21 protein-coding genes and 1 tRNA gene are annotated in these 20,679 nt (G+C 43.7%); 6 read left to right on the top strand and 16 right to left on the bottom strand.

Going from position 1 to position 20,679, the window contains the following annotated elements; genetic code table 11:
• Window positions 1–60 precede the first annotated feature (60 nt).
• On the bottom strand, window positions 61–504 hold the full coding sequence (locus myaer_RS20350) for a class I SAM-dependent methyltransferase (RefSeq protein WP_046663430.1): 444 nt from the start codon (window positions 502–504) through the stop codon (window positions 61–63).
• A 92-nt stretch (window positions 505–596) separates the two neighbouring features.
• On the opposite strand from myaer_RS20350, the gene myaer_RS20345 reads away from it, so the two are divergent.
• The gene (locus myaer_RS20345; protein WP_046663428.1) at window positions 597–1,784 is read left to right on the top strand and encodes an RNA-guided endonuclease InsQ/TnpB family protein; all 1,188 of its coding nucleotides are present in this window, start codon (window positions 597–599) and stop codon (window positions 1,782–1,784) included.
• Between the two features lie 47 nt (window positions 1,785–1,831).
• On the opposite strand, the gene cobU is transcribed toward myaer_RS20345, so the two are convergent.
• The 3 genes from cobU to myaer_RS20330 all read right to left on the bottom strand — a co-directional run bounded on the left by cobU (window position 1,832) and on the right by myaer_RS20330 (window position 4,374).
• Window positions 1,832–2,383, bottom strand: a complete 552-nt coding sequence (gene cobU, locus myaer_RS20340) for a bifunctional adenosylcobinamide kinase/adenosylcobinamide-phosphate guanylyltransferase (RefSeq protein WP_046663427.1) — start codon at window positions 2,381–2,383, stop codon at window positions 1,832–1,834.
• Window positions 2,384–2,431: 48 nt separating this feature from the next.
• Complete coding sequence (locus myaer_RS20335; protein ID WP_002801624.1) at window positions 2,432–2,809, bottom strand: phosphomannose isomerase type II C-terminal cupin domain; 378 nt, start codon at window positions 2,807–2,809, stop codon at window positions 2,432–2,434.
• Between the two features lie 281 nt (window positions 2,810–3,090).
• Window positions 3,091–4,374, bottom strand: a complete 1,284-nt coding sequence (locus myaer_RS20330; RefSeq protein ID WP_046663425.1) for a flotillin family protein — start codon at window positions 4,372–4,374, stop codon at window positions 3,091–3,093.
• Between the two features lie 125 nt (window positions 4,375–4,499).
• Between myaer_RS20330 and myaer_RS20325 the strand changes: the two genes are divergently transcribed.
• Window positions 4,500–6,014: a SagB/ThcOx family dehydrogenase gene (locus tag myaer_RS20325; RefSeq protein WP_046663423.1), complete on the top strand. Its 1,515-nt coding sequence runs from the start codon at window positions 4,500–4,502 to the stop codon at window positions 6,012–6,014.
• A 43-nt stretch (window positions 6,015–6,057) separates the two neighbouring features.
• On the opposite strand, the gene dndE is transcribed toward myaer_RS20325, so the two are convergent.
• Both dndE and dndD read right to left on the bottom strand, forming a co-directional pair.
• Window positions 6,058–6,456, bottom strand: a complete 399-nt coding sequence (gene dndE / locus myaer_RS20320; RefSeq protein ID WP_004160206.1) for a DNA sulfur modification protein DndE — start codon at window positions 6,454–6,456, stop codon at window positions 6,058–6,060.
• A 467-nt stretch (window positions 6,457–6,923) separates the two neighbouring features.
• Complete coding sequence (gene dndD, locus myaer_RS20315; RefSeq protein ID WP_046663422.1) at window positions 6,924–8,909, bottom strand: DNA sulfur modification protein DndD; 1,986 nt, start codon at window positions 8,907–8,909, stop codon at window positions 6,924–6,926.
• Window positions 8,910–9,165: 256 nt separating this feature from the next.
• Between dndD and myaer_RS20310 the strand changes: the two genes are divergently transcribed.
• Both myaer_RS20310 and myaer_RS20305 read left to right on the top strand, forming a co-directional pair.
• Window positions 9,166–10,809 (top strand): alpha-keto acid decarboxylase family protein, encoded by a 1,644-nt coding sequence (locus myaer_RS20310; protein WP_046663421.1) that lies wholly within the window; start codon window positions 9,166–9,168, stop codon window positions 10,807–10,809.
• Between the two features lie 144 nt (window positions 10,810–10,953).
• Window positions 10,954–12,327 carry an IctB family putative bicarbonate transporter gene (locus myaer_RS20305; RefSeq protein WP_046663420.1) on the top strand — a complete coding sequence of 458 codons (1,374 nt, stop codon included), beginning with the start codon at window positions 10,954–10,956 and terminating at the stop codon, window positions 12,325–12,327.
• A 1-nt stretch (window position 12,328) separates the two neighbouring features.
• Here the strand turns inward: myaer_RS20305 and myaer_RS20300 are convergent, their stop codons facing one another.
• Complete coding sequence (locus myaer_RS20300; protein ID WP_046663418.1) at window positions 12,329–13,252, bottom strand: AAA family ATPase; 924 nt, start codon at window positions 13,250–13,252, stop codon at window positions 12,329–12,331.
• A gap of 253 nt (window positions 13,253–13,505) precedes the next feature.
• Here myaer_RS20300 and myaer_RS20295 point away from each other — a divergent pair, with 253 nt between their 5' ends.
• Complete coding sequence (locus tag myaer_RS20295; RefSeq protein WP_002800223.1) at window positions 13,506–14,024, top strand: hypothetical protein; 519 nt, start codon at window positions 13,506–13,508, stop codon at window positions 14,022–14,024.
• Between the two features lie 6 nt (window positions 14,025–14,030).
• Window positions 14,031–14,303 (top strand): hypothetical protein, encoded by a 273-nt coding sequence (locus myaer_RS20290; RefSeq protein WP_046663417.1) that lies wholly within the window; start codon window positions 14,031–14,033, stop codon window positions 14,301–14,303.
• On the opposite strand, the gene myaer_RS20285 is transcribed toward myaer_RS20290, so the two are convergent.
• From myaer_RS20285 to myaer_RS20245, 9 genes are all read right to left on the bottom strand, one after another.
• Window positions 14,300–15,223, bottom strand: a complete 924-nt coding sequence (locus tag myaer_RS20285; protein ID WP_046663871.1) for a bifunctional riboflavin kinase/FAD synthetase — start codon at window positions 15,221–15,223, stop codon at window positions 14,300–14,302. The two genes, myaer_RS20290 and myaer_RS20285, sit on opposite strands and share 4 nt — an antisense overlap.
• 141 nt (window positions 15,224–15,364) lie before the next feature.
• A complete protein-coding gene (gene rplA, locus myaer_RS20280) occupies window positions 15,365–16,078 on the bottom strand; it encodes a 50S ribosomal protein L1 (RefSeq protein WP_002765993.1) in 714 nt (237 codons plus the stop codon).
• A 55-nt stretch (window positions 16,079–16,133) separates the two neighbouring features.
• Window positions 16,134–16,559 carry a 50S ribosomal protein L11 gene (gene rplK, locus myaer_RS20275; protein ID WP_002735897.1) on the bottom strand — a complete coding sequence of 142 codons (426 nt, stop codon included), beginning with the start codon at window positions 16,557–16,559 and terminating at the stop codon, window positions 16,134–16,136.
• A gap of 3 nt (window positions 16,560–16,562) precedes the next feature.
• On the bottom strand, window positions 16,563–17,180 hold the full coding sequence (nusG, locus tag myaer_RS20270; RefSeq protein ID WP_002735925.1) for a transcription termination/antitermination protein NusG: 618 nt from the start codon (window positions 17,178–17,180) through the stop codon (window positions 16,563–16,565).
• Window positions 17,177–17,413 carry a preprotein translocase subunit SecE gene (secE, locus tag myaer_RS20265; RefSeq protein ID WP_002737505.1) on the bottom strand — a complete coding sequence of 79 codons (237 nt, stop codon included), beginning with the start codon at window positions 17,411–17,413 and terminating at the stop codon, window positions 17,177–17,179. Before secE ends, nusG begins: the two co-directional genes overlap by 4 nt.
• A gap of 124 nt (window positions 17,414–17,537) precedes the next feature.
• Window positions 17,538–17,610 (bottom strand) — tRNA-Trp (locus myaer_RS20260).
• 101 nt (window positions 17,611–17,711) lie between these two features.
• Window positions 17,712–18,074 (bottom strand): 50S ribosomal protein L19, encoded by a 363-nt coding sequence (gene rplS, locus myaer_RS20255; protein WP_046663415.1) that lies wholly within the window; start codon window positions 18,072–18,074, stop codon window positions 17,712–17,714.
• A gap of 205 nt (window positions 18,075–18,279) precedes the next feature.
• Window positions 18,280–19,488 carry an ATP-dependent 6-phosphofructokinase gene (locus myaer_RS20250; RefSeq protein WP_046663414.1) on the bottom strand — a complete coding sequence of 403 codons (1,209 nt, stop codon included), beginning with the start codon at window positions 19,486–19,488 and terminating at the stop codon, window positions 18,280–18,282.
• Window positions 19,489–19,653: 165 nt separating this feature from the next.
• Window positions 19,654–20,679, bottom strand: a complete 1,026-nt coding sequence (locus myaer_RS20245; protein WP_046663413.1) for a dihydroorotate dehydrogenase-like protein — start codon at window positions 20,677–20,679, stop codon at window positions 19,654–19,656.

Genomic DNA, 20,679 nt, shown 5'->3' with positions numbered 1-20,679 from the left:
CATCTTGCCATACCCCCTGATCGGTGGCATTTTTCTCGATTTCTCGGCGATAATTGTTCACTAGAGTCGCAATTTCGGCAGCCGATAGGCGATCGAACCGCCTTTTTTTAACCATTGATACCATTTTGCCAGCACTTGCGGGATATCGGGGAAAAGTGCAATCGCCAGAGAACAGGTAATCAGATCGAAACTAGACTCGGCAAAGTCAATGGCAGCTATATCGGCGTTAATTAGGTCAATATTCTCGATATTTAATGCTTCTAGCTTTTTTTCGGCTCTGGCAATCATTTCCGGCGTGAAATCAACCCCGATGACACTTTTTACTTTTGGGGCAATTGCGACCGCTATAAATCCCGTTCCCGTTGCCACGTCTAGCACAGATTGGCTTTTTTGTAAATAGAGATAATTTACTAATTTAAGGGCGCGAGCTTGCGTAAAATCGTTATCGTAATCGTGACGACGGGCATAAAAATCAATCACTTGACGCTGATAATCGTTGCTCATCGAAAATTTTGGGTCTGAAACCCCGCCGTTTTACGGCGGCTTTACTGTTAAATATGAGCATCGTTTACGAAATATATGCTAAAATGTGAGGTATGGAAAAAGCCTATTCGTTTCGATTTTACCCCACACCGGAACAAGAGTCGCTATTGCGGCGCACTTTGGGCTGTGTAAGATTGGTTTACAATAAAGCTCTCCATGTCAGAACACAAGCATGGTACGAAAGACAAGAAAGAGTAGGATATACTGAAACTTCTTCAATGTTGACCGAGTGGAAAAAACAAGAAGAATTAAACTTTCTCAATGAAGTAAGCTGTTTACCCTTACAACAAGGGTTAAGACATTTACAAACAGCTTTTACTAATTTCTTTGCTGGTCGTACTAAGTATCCTAACTTTAAGAAAAAACATCAAGGAGCAAGTGCCGAATTTACCAAATCTGCTTTTAAATTTAAAGACAGACAAATCTATTTAGCTAAATGCACAGAACCTTTACCTATTCGATGGTCAAGACAAATCCCAGAAAGCTGTGAACCAAGCACAGTAACAGTCAGATTACATCCTTCTGGACGTTGGCATATCTCAATTAGATTTGATGACCCAACAATTAAGCCATTACCAGTAACAGATAAAGCCATTGGAATTGACTTAGGAATTAGTAGCCTTGTGATTACCAGCAATGGCGATAAAGTATCTAATCACAAGCATTTTAAAAAGCATTATCGGAGACTGCAAAAGGCACAAAAAAGCCTTTCTAGAAAACAGAAAGGCTCAAAAAATCGGGAAAAAGCGAGAATCAAAGTAGCCAAGATTCACGCCCAAACTACTGATAACAGACAAGACCATTTACATAAGCTAACCACTCAATTAGTTCGTGAAAACCAAACGATTGTAGTTGAGAATTTAGCCGTCAAGAATATGGTCAAAAACCCCAAGTTATCTCAGGCAATATCTGATGTAAGCTGGGGAGAAATCACCCGACAATTAGCCTATAAATGCCGTTGGTACGGCAGAAATTACATCGAAATAGATAGATGGTTTTCTAGCTCTAAAAGGTGTAGTAATTGTGGGTATATTGCTGAGAAAATGCCGTTAAATGTTCGAGAGTGGGACTGTCCAGACTGTGGGACTCACCATGACCGAGATGTTAACGCCAGTAAAAACATTTTGGCCGCAGGGCTTGCGGTGTCAGTCTGTAGAGCGACCATAAGACCAGAACAGAGTAAATCTGTTAAGGCAGGTGCGAAAAATCCTTCGGGACAGAAGCAGAAACCTAAATCGTGAGGTTTGGGAATCACCGTCCGTTTACGGCGGTGAGGATGTCAACTTCTCTATTGCCCAATTATCGACAAAGACTGACCCAATTGACTTAAATTAAGAGCATGGCCGCCGGTAACTAGATAAACCGCGTCTGCTATTGTGCCAATTCTACGACAGAGATCGCCTAAACGATCGCGAAACAGACGACCGAGGGGATAAGCGGGAACCACACCCCAACCGGTTTCTTCCGCTACCAGAATAACATCAACGGCCGCGTTTTTGAGGGAAGACAAGAATCGATCGCTAATTTCTAACCATTCAGCTGCCGACATTTCTAAACAATTGGCTACCCAAGTACCGAGGGAATCGATCAATAAACAGTGAGTAAATGGGCTATTATCAATAGTTTCGCTCAATTGTCGGGGAATTTCTCGGGTTTGCCATTGGGGTAAACGTCGCTGCCGGTGTCTTTCAATGCGATCGCACCATTCTTGATCTTTTTCATCCACCGAGGAGGTGGCGATATAAATAACGGGTTTTTGGCTGATTTTGGCTAAATATTCGGCCCATTCACTTTTCCCAGAACGGGCAGCCCCTGTAACTAGGATAATTTTTTCATCCACGATCGAGATTTTGGCAAATAACTAAAGTATATACGGAAGAAAACTGTTCTATTCTCGATCATCAAAACGGTGAATATCATCATCTCCTAAATATTCGCCATTTTGCACCTCAATCATCACCAGAGGAATCGAACCGGGGTTTTCCAACCGATGACGGGTATTCATGGGAACGTATGTAGATTCTTTTTGTTTGAGGAGAGTTTCTTTTTCATCACAAATTACCCGCGCTGTACCGGAGACGACAATCCAGTGTTCACTGCGATGGTAGTGCATTTGGGTACTCATGTGATGGCCGGGTTTAATGACAATGCGATTGATGCGATACCGCGGACCTTCCTCCAATACCGTCACCGTTCCCCAGGGGGGAGTCCGCGTCATTTCTATGTCTTGGGGAGAAGGGGAGGGAGCATTAATTAAGTCATCCATGGCGGTGGTCTCCAAACTTGATTAATATTTTAGTGGACAATAATCAGTAATCAGTAATCAGTAATCAGTAATCAGTGAACAGACAGGACTTTTACTGCCATTTAATACTGCTCACTTAATACGATTTTTCTAAAGTAATGGCAGAGATAGTTAATTACCCTCACCCCCAACCCCTCTCCCAGAAGGGTAGAGGGGATTAGGATGCCTGCCACAAATAAAGAAAAATGGTACAATACTCTATCCTCCTACTGATAACTGATAACTGATAACTGATAACTGATTCAAGAGGGCAATTGTTTAAAATCAAAATTTGTGTCTTTGCCCTTGACAGATGGCTCGGTTTGTGCTAGGCGATTAGCCATTTGTACCAGATCCACTCCGGTAGCTTGACGCAATTGTTCAGCAAAGGCAGTCATTTTCGGGACAAGATTACCATCACCCCCGTCCACTACCGTCACCGTTTGCACCTGCACTTCTGGCACACTAGCGACCATTAATTTAAGCAATAACTCCAATTTTTGATATAAAAAGATGTTTTTAGCGTTATTTCCCGCTCCTTGCCAAGAGGCCGCCAGTTTTTTGGTTCCTTCCGCTTGCGCTTTCCCCTGTTCGATAATTTTGGCCGCTTCCCCCCGGGCTTTTGCGATCGCTTGTTGACATTCCGCCGCCGCAGGAGCGATCACATCTGCTTGTAATTGCTGTTTCACCTGCTTAATTCGGGCGTTTTGTACCGCCACTTCTGCCTGTACTTTAGCTAAATCGGACATAACCACCGATTCTACCTCGGCAATCATGGCGCCGCGCTTAGTTTGAGTGTCGCGCACCCGTTTTTCTGCGTCAGCTTTGGCTATTTCTAAATCTTTTTGGATACGACGCAAAGCGGTTAGACGTTGATTCTCGGAAGCCTTGATAATCGATGTTTTTCGGGCTTTTGCTTCTGCTATCCGGGCATCTCTCTGTAATTCGGCTTTTTGCTTCCGTCCGATCGAATCGAGATAACGCACCTCATCGGAGATATTCTGGATCTGCAAACTATCCAAAACTAAACCCAATTTTTCTAGATCCTGTTCCGCTTCTTCCAGGAGACTTTTAGCAAAGGCAATCTGATCGGAGTTCGCTTGTTCTGGGGTTAAATTCGCCAAGACACCGCGCAAATTGCCCTCGAGGGTTTCTTTAGCTAATTGTTCGATTTCCTTGCGTTTCTTGCCCAATAAACGCTCGATCGCATTGTGAATAATCGGTTCCTCCCCGGCAATTTTAATATTCGCCACCCCGGTGACGATTAACGGCACACCGCCCTTAGAATAGGCATTAACCACCCTGAGATCGATGATCATGTTGGTCAAGTCCATCTGATACACTTGTTCTATCATGGGTAAACGAATACTGCTGCCCCCTTTTACCAAACGATAACCGATGGTTTTGCCCGTGGCCGTGGGACGACGACTACCAGCAAAAATTAAAACTTCGCTCGGTTGACAGATATGGTAATAGTTACGGATGACTAATAAACCCGCACCTGTGCCTAAACCGAAAACTCCCAGTAAAACAGCGATAATTTCCATAGATTTTATGTGGGTGAAATTTGTAATTATCTTTACTTTTAGCCGATCGACTCTCTGGCTGGTTGATTTTTTGGGGGTCATCGATATTACACTAAAAAGTAAAGCTTAGACAGCCTATCTTTATCATGCCAGATCAGCCAATCTCGATCGCCCAATACTACCACGAGCGGACCAAATACGACCCCCAGACGATCGCCTCAAAAAGTAAAGGTCTTGATTGGAGTCAACAACCCTATCCCTTCAAAGAATACAAAATCGGTCAGACTTTCGATCTCAAACCCTACCTCTCCCGTCAAACAGTTCCCCAAAAAGGAGACTTTTGGCGACGTATATCGCGAATTTTGGGCTGTAGCTATGGTTTAACTGCCAAAATCGCCACTATGGGCAGTCCCTTGTACCTACGTTCCGCACCCTCTGCTGGTGGATTATACCCCGCCGAGGTCTATCTGATCTCTCGTGGCACGGAATTTTTACCCGCCGGTCTCTACAGTTACCAAGGTCAAAGTCACTCGCTGCTTTTATTCTGGGAAAGTGATGTCTGGACGAACCTACAATCTGCTTGTTTCTGGAATCCTGTTTTAGAAAATACCGATATCGCTTTAGTTACCAGTGCCATTTTTTATCGATCCGCTTGGCGCTACGAGGATCGAGCTTATCGGCGTATTTTCCTCGATACAGGGCATTTATTGGGCAATATTGAGCTATCAGCCTCGATTAATGACTATCGCGCTCATTTAATCGGTGGTTTTAACGATAGTCAGATGAATGAATTGCTTTATCTTGATTCCGAGAAAGAAAGTGTCATGACGGTGATTCCTTTGGCAGATCTGCTCAATATCCGGCAAAATCTCCCCCCTAGTACCACGGCACTCCCTTCGGCAACCACGACTGTTTATCCCAAAATTGCCGAGGGAGAATTATTAAGCTCCCTACAGCGAGCCACTATCATAGATGCAGACGAAAAGATAGAAGCAGCCGTTACTCCGTCTAATTGGGAAGATAAATATAATTTTCCTTTTTGTCTGAAAGTTTCCGTGACATCCCGTCCCGTCAATTGGGGGGAAGATTTAATCGATCTGGAAAGTACGATGCTTAAACGCAGATCTACCCGCGCTTATAGTGGCGCTAGTCTCAGTTTAGACGAATTGCGAGCGCTGCTGCATTTTACCTATCAACCCCAAGATTATGCCAGTCAAAATCTCGATCCCAATCCCGATTATTTTGCTCTGGATTTATTGGAAACTTTTATCGCTGTTTCGGCAGTAACTGGATTAGAGGAAGGCTGTTATTATTATGCTCCTAAAGCCCAAGAATTGCGGCAAATTCGCTTTAAAAATTTCCGGCAAGAGTTACATTATCTCTGTTTAGGTCAGGATTTGGGACGAGATGCGGCTGCTGTGGTTTTTCATACGGCGGATCTGTCAAAAGCAGTGGCTAAATATGGCGATCGAGTTTATCGTTATCTTCATGCAGATGCGGGCCATTTGGGACAGAGATTAAATTTAGCAGCTATTCATCTGGGGTTAGGGGTTAGTGGTATCGGTGGTTTTTTTGATGATCAAGTGAATGAAGTGTTAGGCATTCCCTCCGATGAAGCGGTTATCTATATCACTACTTTAGGCCGACCGAAGGTTTTTTAGGGTGAGTTTGAACCATTAAAGGATTAAGGATAAACCTCCTTGATTAAGATTCTCTGAGATTTTCTCTCTCTAATTCGATTAAATTATCGATTTTTTTTAGCTTGGTATCCCCAGCAAGATAACCGATACCGCGATGTAAGTGTAAGCGAAATTGTTGAGTTAGGGTTTCTTTATCGGTTCCTAATCCGTCTTGATGACAACGTTGTTTGAGGGCAATTAAGAAAATATCGGCCATTTCTCCCCCGAATACTTTCCAAGATAATTCTACATTGCTATCGGCAGGAATGGGAACGGGAGAGGGGAGACTCGGTTCGGCAAGGGAACGACAAAAAGCCCAACGACAAAGGATATTCCATTGGTCAATTTTGGTGTAGCGTTTTAATTTTATTAGGCTATCTTTGGCGGTTTGGGATAGTCTAAAACGTTCGATCGGTGATTCCATAATTTATAATTTTACCTCGATCTGACTGATGATAAAATAGTTAGTCATTCTCAATCCTGTTTAATAGGATAGTGGAAAGTGGGGAGTTTTTTTTCAGTTATCAGTAAACAGTGAACTGATAACTGGCATCTGAGAACTGATAAATGATAACTGATGAGTGCATCTCAAATTTGCAGAAATAACGACAATCGGCAATTATCAGTAACTCTTAAATTATTACAGATGTATCAGCAGCCGCGTGTAAGCATCCCACCGAAAAACTAATGCGCGGGGGGTTTGGGGGCGGCACTTCGACACATTTCGACAGGCTCAATGTAAAGGCTCAGTGGCCGCGCCACGCCCCCAACGGGGGGTTTGGGGGGTAGAACCCCCCAAAAGCTTGGATTGAGCGATAAAATCGAAAGTAAGGCCCGATGTCTCAAGTTAATTGGGGGAGGATTTTTGGGGAATTTATCTCAGTCATAATTTTACCAAAAGTAACGGTCTGGGTGAATAGTGGTTTGACGTTGCTGGGAATTGTATTCTAGCAGGTATTTTCGGGCGATTACTTCCTGTTCTTCTAATAAGAGTAGCTCATTTTGTCCAATTTCTGTATCGGTGGAAAGGAGGATAACTTGAGAGGAAGCAGCGGGAAAATAACGTTCAACTAAATTATGGCGATGGGAAGAATCTAAACGTCCCAGGGGTGTATCGATAGCGATGGGTAAATCTCGTCCGGAAACTCGCGCTAATCCCCACAAAAAAGCGATCGCTAATAGTTGTTTTTCTCCGGCAGAAAGACGGTGTTTAGGCACATTTTGTCCATCGGGACCAAAGAGAGATAGACCAAAAGTATCAGCATCGATCGCTATTTTCTGCACCAGATCGGACTTATGCAATAAATAACGAAAACATTCCGCTACTTCTCCCTCTAATCTATTTAATTTTTTTAAAGTTAAGCGTTCTTTAAAGACTTTTAAAGTTTGCTGTGCTTTGACAATAGCATTGACGATATGTTCGTTACTTTGGGATTCTAAAGCTTTCTCACTATAGGCAAATAATTCTTTTTTAGTCTTCTCAATTTTCTTTTTGATTTCTTCATAATTTTTGTGGCTTTGCTCGTATGATGCTTGAGCATTTAGATACTTTTTCTGAGCATTTTTTAAGTTATTACTCAGGGTTTCGTATTCTTCGGGAGAGGCTGCTACTGCTAATTCTCGCTCTAAATTATCTAAGTCAACTTCCAGATTTCTTAATTGTTCCATCGCTTGATGAGCGAGGTTAATTTGTGCCGGTAATTGATGGGTTAAGACTCGATTTAATAACTCGATCGCCTCCTCGTCTAAATCTAAGTAAGGAGTAATCAAACAATCGCTATCCTGAGCTAAAAACTGATTTTCTTGCTGTAAAAATTTCCTAATATTATCCAATTGTTCTAAGGTTAAATTCAGTTGTTTTAAATAAGCAAGTAACTTTTTATCTCTGGATTCTAAAACCGATTGAGCGACTTGAGACGATTGCAATTTTAGCTCTTTTTCTCCCTGAATTTTAGCGGCTTCTAGGAGAGGAAAAATTAACTTTAATGGTAATAATTCCCCCGCTAATTGACCTAAATATTCCCTCTGTTTATCTAACTTTTTATCTAAATCCTTTTTTCTGCTCTCTAATTGACTTCTTTCGGCGGCAATTTTTCCACCATCAATGCGAAATTTATCCGAGACTGCATCAAAATCATTTCTAACTAAATCTAAATTTTTTTGTTGAGTTTCCATTTCTTGCCGAGCCAATTCTAAATCTTCTTGGTACTGGGCTAATTTTTTCTCGATCGCTTCAATAGTTGCCAGTTCATTTTCTGCCGCTAATAACCGGCGCTTGCGACCAGCTAAAATATCGAGATCAACGGCTAATCTTTCCGCTAATTCTAACCCTAATAAAGTCTGCATCGAATCCTTAACACTGTCAGGAGGTACATCCTGTTCTGCCAATTCTTTTACCTGTTCCCCATCAAATAAAAACAGGTTAGAAATACCCAAAGGTAATAAAGTTTCAATATATTCATCCCAAGTATTAGCTAAGGCAGGATCGGGCCAATCTTCATCTAAAATACCGAGGGTATCCTTACCATCTTTGGGCTGTTTTGTCCAGTATCTAACGATACGATATTGTCGCCATTGTTCATTAACTAGATGTTCAAAAGCCAGTTCTATTCTCGCTTGATCGATGAGAGAAGCTTGATTATTAACTGCTTGACTGAGAAACTCGGCATAACTTAAATTATTGCGAGTAGAACACTTTGCCCGCGCACCGTACAAAGCCAAACGAATCGCATCCATTAAAGTAGTTTTACCGCCCCCATTCATGCCTCCTAAAAGGATAATCGGACAGGGATTGTTATCTTTTTCGGGACGTAAATTAATCACTTGACGACCGGCGTAGGGACCGAAATTTTGCAAAACTAATTCAGTAAAAATCATTAACAGTCAGCCTTAGTTAAGTCGAAAGTTTTAGGGAATCTCCTGTAAAAATTATAGCTGAAAAAGTGCCGCAGATATTTTTTTACACCCAAGAGAAAAACCCCAGATTTTATACTATAGCATCGATCAGCAGCACCTAGATATAATTAAGGTTTCCTGATTTTTACTTTCCAGTTTATTACTGGGGATTAGCCTATTTTTGGAAAAAATCGTTATGATCGGCCTGAATGTGCCAACACACCAGGAGAAAATTGCTATGATCACGATCGGCGAATATTTATTCCAGCGTCTCCATAGTTTAGGGGTTAATCATATTTTTGGGGTGCCGGGGGATTATGTCCTCGATTTGATGGATGTTTTGGTGGAAAGTCCGATCGAATTAGTTTGCACCTGTAATGAGCTTAACGCAGGTTATGCCGCCGATGCTTACGCGCGAGTCAAAGGTATGGGTGCTGTCTGTGTCACCTACGGAGTCGGGGGATTTAGCCTCGTTAATGCTGTGGTCGGTGCTTACGCTGAAAGAGTTCCCCTGGTGGTAATTAGTGGAGCTTCTGATCGCTCGATTCGCCGGGATAATTTATTATTACACCACACCACGGGCGATTATAATCTGCAATTTTCGATCATGGAAAAAGTCACGGTTGCCTCGGTTATTCTCACTAATGCTGCCCAAGCAGCCAGTCAAATCGATCAAACTTTAGCAGCTTGTTTGCATCACAAACGTCCTGTGTATATCGAAATTCCTCGGGATCTGGTCTATCGTCCCTGTATCCCCTCAGAAAATCCAATTTATTTAACCGATAATCTCACGGATGCCGCCGCTTTAGAAGAAGCCATTGAAGAGGCAGTTTTATTATTAGAAAAAGCGGAAAAACCAATTATTTTAGCGGGGGTAGAATTTCATCGGTTTAAACTCCAAGATAAGTTGCTGAAACTTTTAGAGGTAACGGGTTATCCCTTAGCCACCACTATTTTAGGTAAGTCGTCAATTTCGGAAATGCAGCCGCAATTTATCGGCACTTATGTGGGAGCATTAAGTCGCGAATACGTTAGTCAACGGGTGGAAAATGCCGATTGTATCCTCTGTTTAGGGGCGATTATGTCCGATATGAATTTAGGCGGATTTACGGCTCATTTAAATCCCAATAATTTGATTAATGCCAATTCCGAGAAAGTAAAAATTAAACATCACTTCTATCAACCTGTATTCCTAGGGGATTTTATCGATGGTTTAATTGATAAACTAAGTCACAAAGAAGCAGCTACACTAGAGATTAAACCAGCGGCCGAATTGAAGGATTTAGAATTCCTACCCGTGCCAGAGCAAAAATTAACTAATGCTCGTTTTTATGAGCGAATGAATCATTTTATCGCTCAAGAATCTTTTGTCATTTCGGATACAGGGGATGCAATTATTGCCACAATTGATTTATTAATGCCCCAACAAACCGACTTTATCGGTCAAGCATTTTATCTCTCTATTGGTTATTCAATTCCCGCCTGTTTAGGAGTAGCTTGTGCCGCCCCCAATACTCGTCCTATCGTCTTTGTGGGTGATGGTGCTTTTCAAATGACTGCCCAAGAACTTTCGACAATTATCCGTCACCATCTCAATCCAATTATCTTTTTAATTAATAACGATGGTTACACGATCGAGCGGGTAATTCAGGATAATATTTATAATGATCTACAACCGTGGAAATATCACCAATTACCGGCAGTATTTAACGGGGAAAGTTGGAGTTGTCAAGTCAGGACAGAAGGGGAATTAGAAAAGGCTTTATCGATTGCCCAGGGTAACATCGATCGCCTATCATTTATTGAAGTACATCTCGATCGTTTTGACTGTTCCCAAGGCTTAACTCGTTTAGGTCAAGCTTTACGTTCACCCCATACTTAGACTGGTTATGCTATTAGGTTTTGACTGTGTGAAGCTGCCCTAAGATACCAGACTGAAACTCTTTTGGCTCCCAAGAGTCAACAATTAAGATACAATCGGTATCTTAATCAAAGTGTGATGGTGACAACCGCAACTAAAAACAATATGAATGCTTTTTGGAAACAAATCACCCTACTGAACTTTTCCCCCGCTTCTTGGTCAAAATATAGCTATCTGCATCGTTTCGTCGGCCTTTTTAGTCAATGGCGACAGGGTAGCCGGTTTGTGGAGTGGACAGAACTGATGGGTGCGCTGTTAATCTCTCTTCTTATCGCCACTGCGCCGTTTTTCTCCACCAGTCAAATCGGTTTTTTATTGTTAGCAATAGCCGGTTATTGGCTACTGTTAACCCTTGTGGACGAAGGCAAAATCGGGGTGACACCGATTCATATTCTAGTGCTTTTATACTGGGGAATTGCCACGGTTTCTACGGCTTTTTCTCCCGTTAAAATGGCAGCTTTGGAAGGATTAATTAAATTAACTCTCAATCTCATCTTTTTTGCCTTTACTGCCAGAATTATGCGCTCACCACGCCTAACAAATTGGATTCTGACTACTTTAGTTTTAACCGCTTTAGCAGTCAGTGTTTACGGCATTCGCCAGCAAATTTTTGGCGCGGAACAGTTAGCAACTTGGAACGATCCCACTTCAGAATTAGCGGGAGATACTAGGGTTTATAGTTATCTCGGTAATCCTAATTTATTAGCTAGTTATTTATTACCCGGTATTGCTTTTAGCGGTGCAGCCTTGTTTGTGTGGCAGGGATGGCTACCGAAAATTTTAGCGGCTTTATTAACTTTAGCCAATGCCGCTTGTTTATTTTTTACCGAGAGTCGTGGCGGTTGGATTGGTTTGATGGTCTTAGGAATCGTCTTCTTATTGCTATTATTTTATTGGTTCAAAAGTTATCTACCGTTATTTTGGCAAACATGGCTTTTACCCTTAGTTTTAGGGGGTTTAGCCGTGGTGGTTTTAGGGGCGATTTTGTTGGTGGATCCGCTGCGAATTCGTGTGATGAGTATTTTCGCTGGCCGGGAAGATAGTAGTAATAACTTTCGGATTAATGTTTGGGATGCAGTTATTCGCATGATTCAAACTTATCCGCTTTTGGGCATCGGACCGGGTAATGATGCTTTTAAGAAAATTTACCCCCTATTCATGAAGCCAAAATACACGGCTTTAAGTGCCTATTCTGTGCTATTAGAAATCATGGTAGAAACGGGAATTATTGGTTTTACCTGTTTCCTCTGGTTATTAGTCACAACTATCGGCCAAGGCATCCATCAAATTAAACTTTTACGCGATAAAATGGATAGTCAAGGCTTTTGGTTAATCGGGGCAATTGCCGCTATGGCCGGAATTCTTGCCCACGGTTTTTTTGATACAGTTTGGTATCGTCCCCAAGTTAGCACCCTCTGGTGGTTAGTTTTGGGTTTAATTGCTAGTCGTTGTTATTCCCCCGCTAGAGGTTTAAAGTAGTTCAGGCACAGATGCGATCCTCGATTGCCACCGATTGTAGAAGTCTTTCCACGATAACTTTAGCTTGACGACCGTGACTAGGAATCAGACGGTGGCAGAAGACATAGGGAGTAATAAACTTAACATCATCGGGGATAGCATAATCGCGACCTTCGAGGAAAGCGTAAGCTTGAACTGCTTTTTGCAAAACCACACAACCCCGGGGACTGACTCCTAAACTAATATCTTCATGATCACGGGTAGCGCGGACTAAATCGACGATATATTGCTGTAAAGCAGGAGCTACCTTGACCAGACTGACTAATCTTTGCAATTCTCCCACCTGTTCTAAGGAAATACAAGCTTCTAGGGATTTAACCGCCTCTTGAGAATGCTGTCTTTGTAACATTTTTAATTCTTCTGTGGCGCTGGGATAACCCAAACTCAGGCAAATGGCAAAACGGTCCATTTGCGCTTCTGGAAGCGGAAAAGTGCCTTGATATTCGATCGGATTTTGGGTGGCGATAACAAAGAAAGGTTGGGGGACCGGCCGCGCTTCTCCATCGATGGTAACTTGTTTTTCTTCCATGACTTCTAGAAGTGCCGATTGGGTGCGCGGGGTGGCCCGGTTGATTTCATCGGCCAACAGGACGTTAGCAAAAGCGGGGCCGGGGATAAATTCAAATTCGCGACTGTTGGGGTTCCAAATCGTGGTTCCCGTGATATCACTAGGGAGGAGGTCAGGGGTGCATTGTACCCGTTGGAAACGACCGTTAATTGAACGCGCTAAGGATTTGGCTAACAGGGTTTTGCCGACTCCGGGGACATCTTCCAGGAGAGCGTGACCACCACTGAGCAAAGCCACCAGCACAATGCGAATCGATTCGGTTTGGCCGACGATGCTCTGGCTCAGATTTTCCATCAAAATATCAATAGCGTCTCTCATAGTACAAATGGGGTATTTTGTCAAGAAGATTAATGTTAATTTTTTTGATCTTAACGATTCTTTTCCCAATTTGCCCACACTAGCGAGGAAAGTTGACAGACAATGGCGGTAATTTTTCTGCTAGGGAGCTAATCGGGGTTAGGGTGGCGAGCATAGAGAAAATTAGTTAAGAATTGTTGCCAGTGGGCGAAATCAAGATTTTCAGTCGGTTCAGTACGGTAAAATCGAGAAGAATTTCTCTTAATCAGTGAAGATGAAAGCTAGTTCGCTCGTTTTTAGTCTTGTTTTAGGAATCGCTGCCAGTACATTAACCAATAGTTTACCCGAAAATTTGACTTTCAATTCTCGGAAAATATTGGCTCAAGATCAAGCCCCTTCCTGTCCTCTTCCTCCAGATCTTGCCATCACTTTTCGCAATAGTGAATGTCAGGCAGTTACCCTAGAAAAACCCCAGACTTTTTTCCGTTATTATAGTGACGAAAATAGCAAAAAAGGTCGTTTTCTGACCACGGATCAATATACCACGAATGTGGAGGTGATCAGAAATTTAGCCCTCGATCAAAAGTGGAATCCTCCCAATCAAGCGACCAAAGTAGTATCGGTGACTTTACCGGCGGGAACAACGGTTTATCAAGGAATTGTTGCCCCCCAGAATCCGGCTGATTGTTATCCCGGTGGTGGTCAGCAAACTTTTATTAAAGACTCGCGAGATGCCAATATACAATGGGGAGAGGGGCGAGCAATAACGGTTACATCTCTTTCCTGTCGCTAGAATATTATGGAAACGAACATGAGGGAATTAATTCAATCAATTGACCAAGCTATTACCGTGGCCGAACAGATGCGGAAAACAGAAATATCGACTCGGATTGAGGGTTTAATTTCTGTCCTGAAAACCATCAAAAGTCAGGCGTTAGCCGGTCAATTACCATCGTCTCAAGGTATTGTTACCCTAGGATTAGCCCGAGAAGTAGCTGATTGGATCGATTCCCTCGATTCTCCTTTATTGAAAGCGGTGGGTAAAGTGGAAAGAGAATACCAAAAATATTAGGAGTTGTCGGTTACAGAAGTTAGAATTAACCGAGAGCGATCGCAGTCTATCTCGATCTGATTTTTTAATCGATCGAGAGAATTAAATTTCTGTTCTGGTCGCAGGAATTGCACTAAATCCATCGTTAAAATGCGATCATATACATTGCCTGACCAATCCAATAAATGGATTTCCACACTGATAGTTTTTCCCTCGATCGTGGGACGATAACCGATGTTCATAACTGCCGGTAAGCGAGAACCATCAAGATGCACCCAACCGCAATAAACCCCCAGTCGCGGCAATAATTTATCGGGAGGAACCTGTAGATTAGCGGTATGAAAACCTAATGTTCTGCCCAGTTGTTGCCCGACGACCACACGACCGGTTAAACTGTAGGGACGACCTAACATTTGTCCGGCTTGCTCAACGTTTCCCGCTGCCAAAGCTTGACGAATTAGGGAACTACTAATCCGACCCGCCCCACAGTTTTTTAAACCAACAATCTCGACTTTAATATTAAATTGAGAGGCGATCTGTAATAAATCTTCGGCTGTACCTTGACGACGATAACCGAAGCGAAAATCTTGACCAACACTGATCGATTTAGCCTGTAATTTTTCTACTAAAATCTGTTCGACAAAAGCCAAGGGAGTCAGGGAAGCTAATTGAGCAGAGAAAGGCAGTAAAACTAATTGTTTAACGCCTAAATTCTCTAAAACCTCCACCTTTTCCCCTAGAGGAGTTAATAATTGCCATTTTTCTCGCGTAAAAAATTCACGCGGGTGGGGAGTAAAACTAACAACGGTGGGATAAGCGGGGCCATCCTGAAAAATTGGCTGTAGGACGGTTTGATGACCTAGGTGCAAACCATCAAAGTTACCAAGAGCGATCGCACAAGGAACTAAAATACGGGTATTAGGGGAATCTACAATCCACACGCTGGCTTTAGGAACAGATACAAGAGAATAATTCAAGCGATTAATCTTGAGTGTAGCCTTTTGATTCTATATCAATCGGGCGATCAAGCCAAAAAACGCCCCCAATCCCTTGGAGGCTTTTTCAAAGAAAAATAACTGTCATTAACCTTCGGCTAATTTCAGATCCCGCAGGGTGCTAATATCCACTTGAATCGATGGCCCCATGGAGGAAGAAACGTAAACCGTGCGCCAGTAACGCCCCTTGGCCCCAGAAGGCCGGTTTCTGTCCACCGTTTCCTGTAAAGCCTTCAAATTGACTAACAGATCCTCGGCACTAAAGGAGGCTTTACCAAATTGAACGTGAACGATTCCGGTGCGATCGGCCCGGAATTCCAATTTACCCGCTTTAAACTCAGAGATTGCCCCCGTTAAATCCGTGGTTACGGTTCCCCCTTTCGGTGAGGGCATTAAACCCCGTGGACCAAGTTGACGACCTAATTTCGCCACTTTCGGCATCATATCGGGGGTGGCGATCAAAACCTCGAAATCCATCATCCCCTTGGCGATTTCTTCGATTAATTCTTCCGAACCAACGATATCGGCCCCGGCGTTGTTCGCTTCCTGTACCTTTTCCCCGCGAGTAATGACCGCTACTCGCACCGTGCGTCCGGTTCCTTTGGGTAAACTTACCGTTGTTCGCAGTTGTTGGTCGGTATATTTAGGATCGATGCCTAAACGAATATGAGCTTCGGCGGTTTCGTCGAATTTCGCCGTCGCTAATTCCTTTAATAATGTTAGTGCCTCTAATGGCTCGTAGGCTTTATTTTCTACCTTAGCCTGGGCATCTCGCAAACGTCGTGAAACTTTTTTTACCATCTGATTTGTTGCTCCTTGGGTAATAACGAAGCTTAACTTCTCCCCGTAATAAGATTTAGTCTGAGATCTTGACACCCATATTTCTGGCCGTTCCCGCCACAATATTCATGGCCGCTTCGATGTCGTTAGCGTTAAGATCGGGCATTTTAGTTTGGGCGATTTCGCGTAATTGGTCGCGGGTAATGGTGGCGACAAATTTCTTGTTAGGTTCGTTGGAACCTCTTTCCACGCCGGCCGCTTTACGGATGAGAACGGAAGCGGGGGGAGTTTTGAGGACAAAGGTAAAACTACGATCCTCAAAAACGGAGATTTCCACAGGGATGATCATCCCAGCCTGATCGGCGGTTTTAGCGTTGTAATCTTTACAAAACGCCATAATATTCACCCCGTGTTGACCTAAAGCAGGACCCACCGGAGGAGCAGGGTTAGCCTTACCAGCAGGTAAAGCTAGTTTAATAATTGCGACGACTTTTTTAGCCATGGTTTAGTTTTGTTTTTCGACTTGATTAAATTCCAACTCGACCGGGGTATCCCGACCAAAAATGGAGAGCAGGGCCTTGAGTTTGCCGCGCTCGGGACTAACTTCGATCACTTCCCCTTCAAAGTCCTTAAATGGACCGGATAGAACCAAGATTTGATCGCCAACTTCCATATTGATTTTGACGACGGGTTCTTGAATCTGAGCTTGTTTGAAGATGCGATCGACTTCTGACATACTCAAGGGTAGCGGGGTGACGTGACCGCGGCCGCGTCCGTAGTGCCGTTTTTGTTCGGCCCCGACAAAGTTGATCACATGGGGGGTGTTTTTCACCACCTGCCAAGCGTCATCATCCATGATCATTCTGATCAGGACATAACCGGGGAAGACTTTTTCCTCGCCGTGTTGCCGTGAACCATCCTTGCGGACTTTGACGGTGGCCGCTTGGGGAATCTGGACTTGCAGAATGCGATCGGCCACATCGAGGGTGTGGATGCGCTGTTCCAAATTAGCTTTGACCCGTTTCTCACAACCGGAAGCCACCTGCACGGCATACCAACGGGGTTTTTTCGGTAGGCCGCTAAGATTGAGTTCTTCGGGAAACTGCTCTTCTTCTAGATTCATGGGAACACCTTCCCCGCACCCCAGGCAAAGAATTTATCGATTAGATAGATGAGAGTGGCTACTAAAGTCACCATTAACATCACCGCCGCCGATTCGCTCAAAAGTTGCTGACGGGAAGGCCAGACGACTTTGGCGAGTTCTTCTTTGGTTTCATTGACGAATTCCTTGACCTGAAAGGAGCTTCCCTCTTTCTTGTCGCTCGCGTCTTTTTCTAGGGTTTCTTTTTTGGCCACGATCGCTACTCCTTAAAATGATACTCAAGCTATCCTTAACTTATCATTTTCACCGGACAACCCACACTAACCCTCAGACATTTAGATCATGTCCTTTGCAGTTATCGGCTTGGTGATTACCAAACGCGCCCTGGAGGACTTGAACCCCCGACATCAGGTTTTGGAGACCTGCGTTCTACCAACTGAACTAAGAGCGCCCATTCGCTAAACTATTTGGCTTTTTTAAGGCCTTTATTTATTATAGCGTAGTTGTTGGCGATTAAGCAACTTTCTTGGTTAGGCTGTCGCCGGAAATTTTTTAGAGAGGGCGATCGAAACGTTCTTGTACCCTGGTGGCTTTGCCAACCCGATCGCGCAGATAGTAGAGTTTCGCCCGACGTACTTTACCACGACGGATGATCTTGATACTGGCAACCCTCGGTGAGTGGATCAGGAAGACTCTTTCTACTCCCACACCTTGGAAGACTTTGCGTACTGTAATCGTTTCGTTGATACCGCCATGGCGTTTGGCGATGACAATGCCCTCGTAGGGCTGAATCCGCTCTTTATCTCCTTCGACGATTCGCACCCCTACCCGGATCGTGTCACCGACATGGATAATGGGCAGATCGCTCTTGAGATACTCGGCTTCGATTGATTTGATAATCTCTTCCGCTTTCATCGGCTTTCGTAAAACTGACAATTTCCCATCATACCATATTTTTTTAAGTACGGCCTTTCTCGTCAAGATGAAATATTACACAGTTGTGCGAAATTAATTTCCTAGTTGAGATAGGCAAGAGGCAAGGGGCAAAAGGCAAGAGAGTTGGCGAGGGGTGTAAGTAATTTGGCTTGGATACTTAGCAGCCCTTCTCGCTTTATTATCACTAAACCAACGCCTCCACAGCTTGCGGAACTACTGCCGTCTCGGTCGTGGTATTTTCCCCTAGGTAAATTCCCAAAGAACGGGCGGTTTTGACGATGAAACCCTGGGGATCGACGGGATAGGCACAGCGATGCTCTTGATGACATTGTTTGATAATTTTGATCACCGGTTTCAGTGGCAAACTACGCACTTGTCCCCCGCGCCAAATCACCACGCGATCGAGTTTTCCCTGTTCGATTAATTCTACGGCCTTAATGCCGAAAGCCGTGGCTAACAGTCGATCCATGGCCAAAGGAGGACGACTTCTTTGCAGGTGTCCCAAAGACATGGCCCGCACATCTATGGAATTGAGATAACAGAAGACGGGATCGGTAACGCACAAAGAGCGAGTTTTGTCAAATATTAATTTTTCTAAATAATCGGCAATATACTTCTCTTTTTGGTTATCTTCGTTTTTAACACCCTCAGAAATCACAATGAGAGCGAATTTACGACCTTGAGCGCGTAATTGTGCCAAATGACGACAACAACCGTCGATAATTTCGGGAGTGAGAGCCGGGGTTAATTCGGGAATAAAAATCGCATCGGCCCCCCCGGCAATTCCGGCATGAAGAGCTAAATGACCGGCATCTCTACCCATCACCTGCACAATCATCACCCTTTCGTGACTAGCGGCGGTAAAGGTGAGATCATACAAAGCTTGAGTAACGATATCGACGGCAGTGGTAAAACCGACTGCCCATTCCGTATAGGGAACGTCATTATCGATGGTTTTGGGAACCGCGATAATATTCCAATTGCCTTTCTGGGCGAGATCGTAGATGATATCGATGCTCCCATCGCCTCCGATGACGATCAGGGCATCTAATCCCAGCATTTCGTATCCTTGCAGGATTTTCGTGGCAATTTCTGGGTTTTCGGGATGTCCTTTGCTCAAAGAACCCAAGACACTACCACTAAGAAACTGCAAAACGTCTAATCCTTTCAAGACCCCTGGCAGGTTATAGCCATGCTGAGTCAGGATCAAATCTTCGGGGTGATATTTTCCCTCGGCAATCTGCATAAAACCGTCGGTCCCGTAGGGAATGCCGTACACATCCCAACCCTTGAGTTTTGATGATTTCACCACGGCACGAATTACCGCATTTAACCCCGGGCAATCGCCACCACTGGTCAGAATACCGATTTTTTTCTTTTGATTCTCGTTCATGGTTATATCCTCCAGGATTTTTTTGTCAGTTATCAGTTATCAGTTATCAGTGATCAGATGTAAGTTTTCAGTTTTCAGTTAAGTTTTCAGTTCACTGATTACTGTTTACTGATCACTGGACGGCTACGCCGTGCCTTTGGCAACACTGAAAAAAGCTTCCCACTTTTATTTACTGGTGGTTTGAAAACGTTTCCAAACAGGTTCGTAACTTTGCAGAGCTTTCATATACTGTACCCGTTCAAAAGCAGTCGGATCTGGGCAATTCATTTGACTCATACTGCCAATTAACTGCTCGATCGATTCGTACTCATTTTCTTCCAACCAATGCAATAAACCCTGTTCGATCTTGGTAATTTCCTCCAAACCGTGGCGTAATAAAACACTAACTAACATGGTCGCTTTTGCCCCCACCATCATCATTTTGATCACGTCGATGGCGTTATGAATGCCACTGGTAGCGGCAAAATCCGTCGCTACACGACCGTAAAGCATGGCAATCCAGCGCAGGGGTAAACGCATTGCTTGGGGATTACTGAGGATAATATTGGGGTGAACATCCAAGGTTTCTAAGTCGATATCCGGCTGATAGAAACGGTTAAATAATACCAACCCATCGGCCCCCGCTTCCGCTAATTGTTTAGCCATATTGGCCGTATTGCTAAAGTAGGGACTTAACTTCATCGAGACGGGAATTGATACCTCTGATTTGACAATTTTGAGGATATCAACGTAGTTTTGTTCGACGTGATTTCCGGTTAATTCTAGGTCGTTGGGAACATAATAAACATTCAACTCCAAAGCATCAGCGCCCGCTTGTTGAATTTGAGTGGCATATTCCAACCATCCCCCGGAGGTCTCACCGTTGAGACTGGCAATAATGGGAATATCGACCATTTCTTTGGCTTTGCGAATATGGTTGAGATATTCCTCGGAACCAACGTGAAAAACCTCCGGTTCGGGAAAATAAGTCAAAGCTTCCGCAAAACTCTCGGCTCCGTGGGTAAAATGATGGTGTAGAGCCAGTCTTTCCTGTTTAATCTGCTCCTCGAAAAAGGAGTGTAAAACCACGGCAGCGGCTCCAAAGTCCTCCATTTTCTTGATATTGTCGATATCCTCGCTCAAGGGTGCGGCCGCACCGATGACTAACGGCGATCGCAATTGTAAACCCATGTAAGTAGTGTGTAGATTCAT

It is taken from the genome of Microcystis aeruginosa NIES-2549 (assembly GCF_000981785.2).
GTDB classification, from domain to species: Bacteria; Cyanobacteriota; Cyanobacteriia; order Cyanobacteriales; family Microcystaceae; genus Microcystis; species Microcystis aeruginosa_C.
This window is presented reverse-complemented; position numbering and strand designations above follow the sequence as displayed.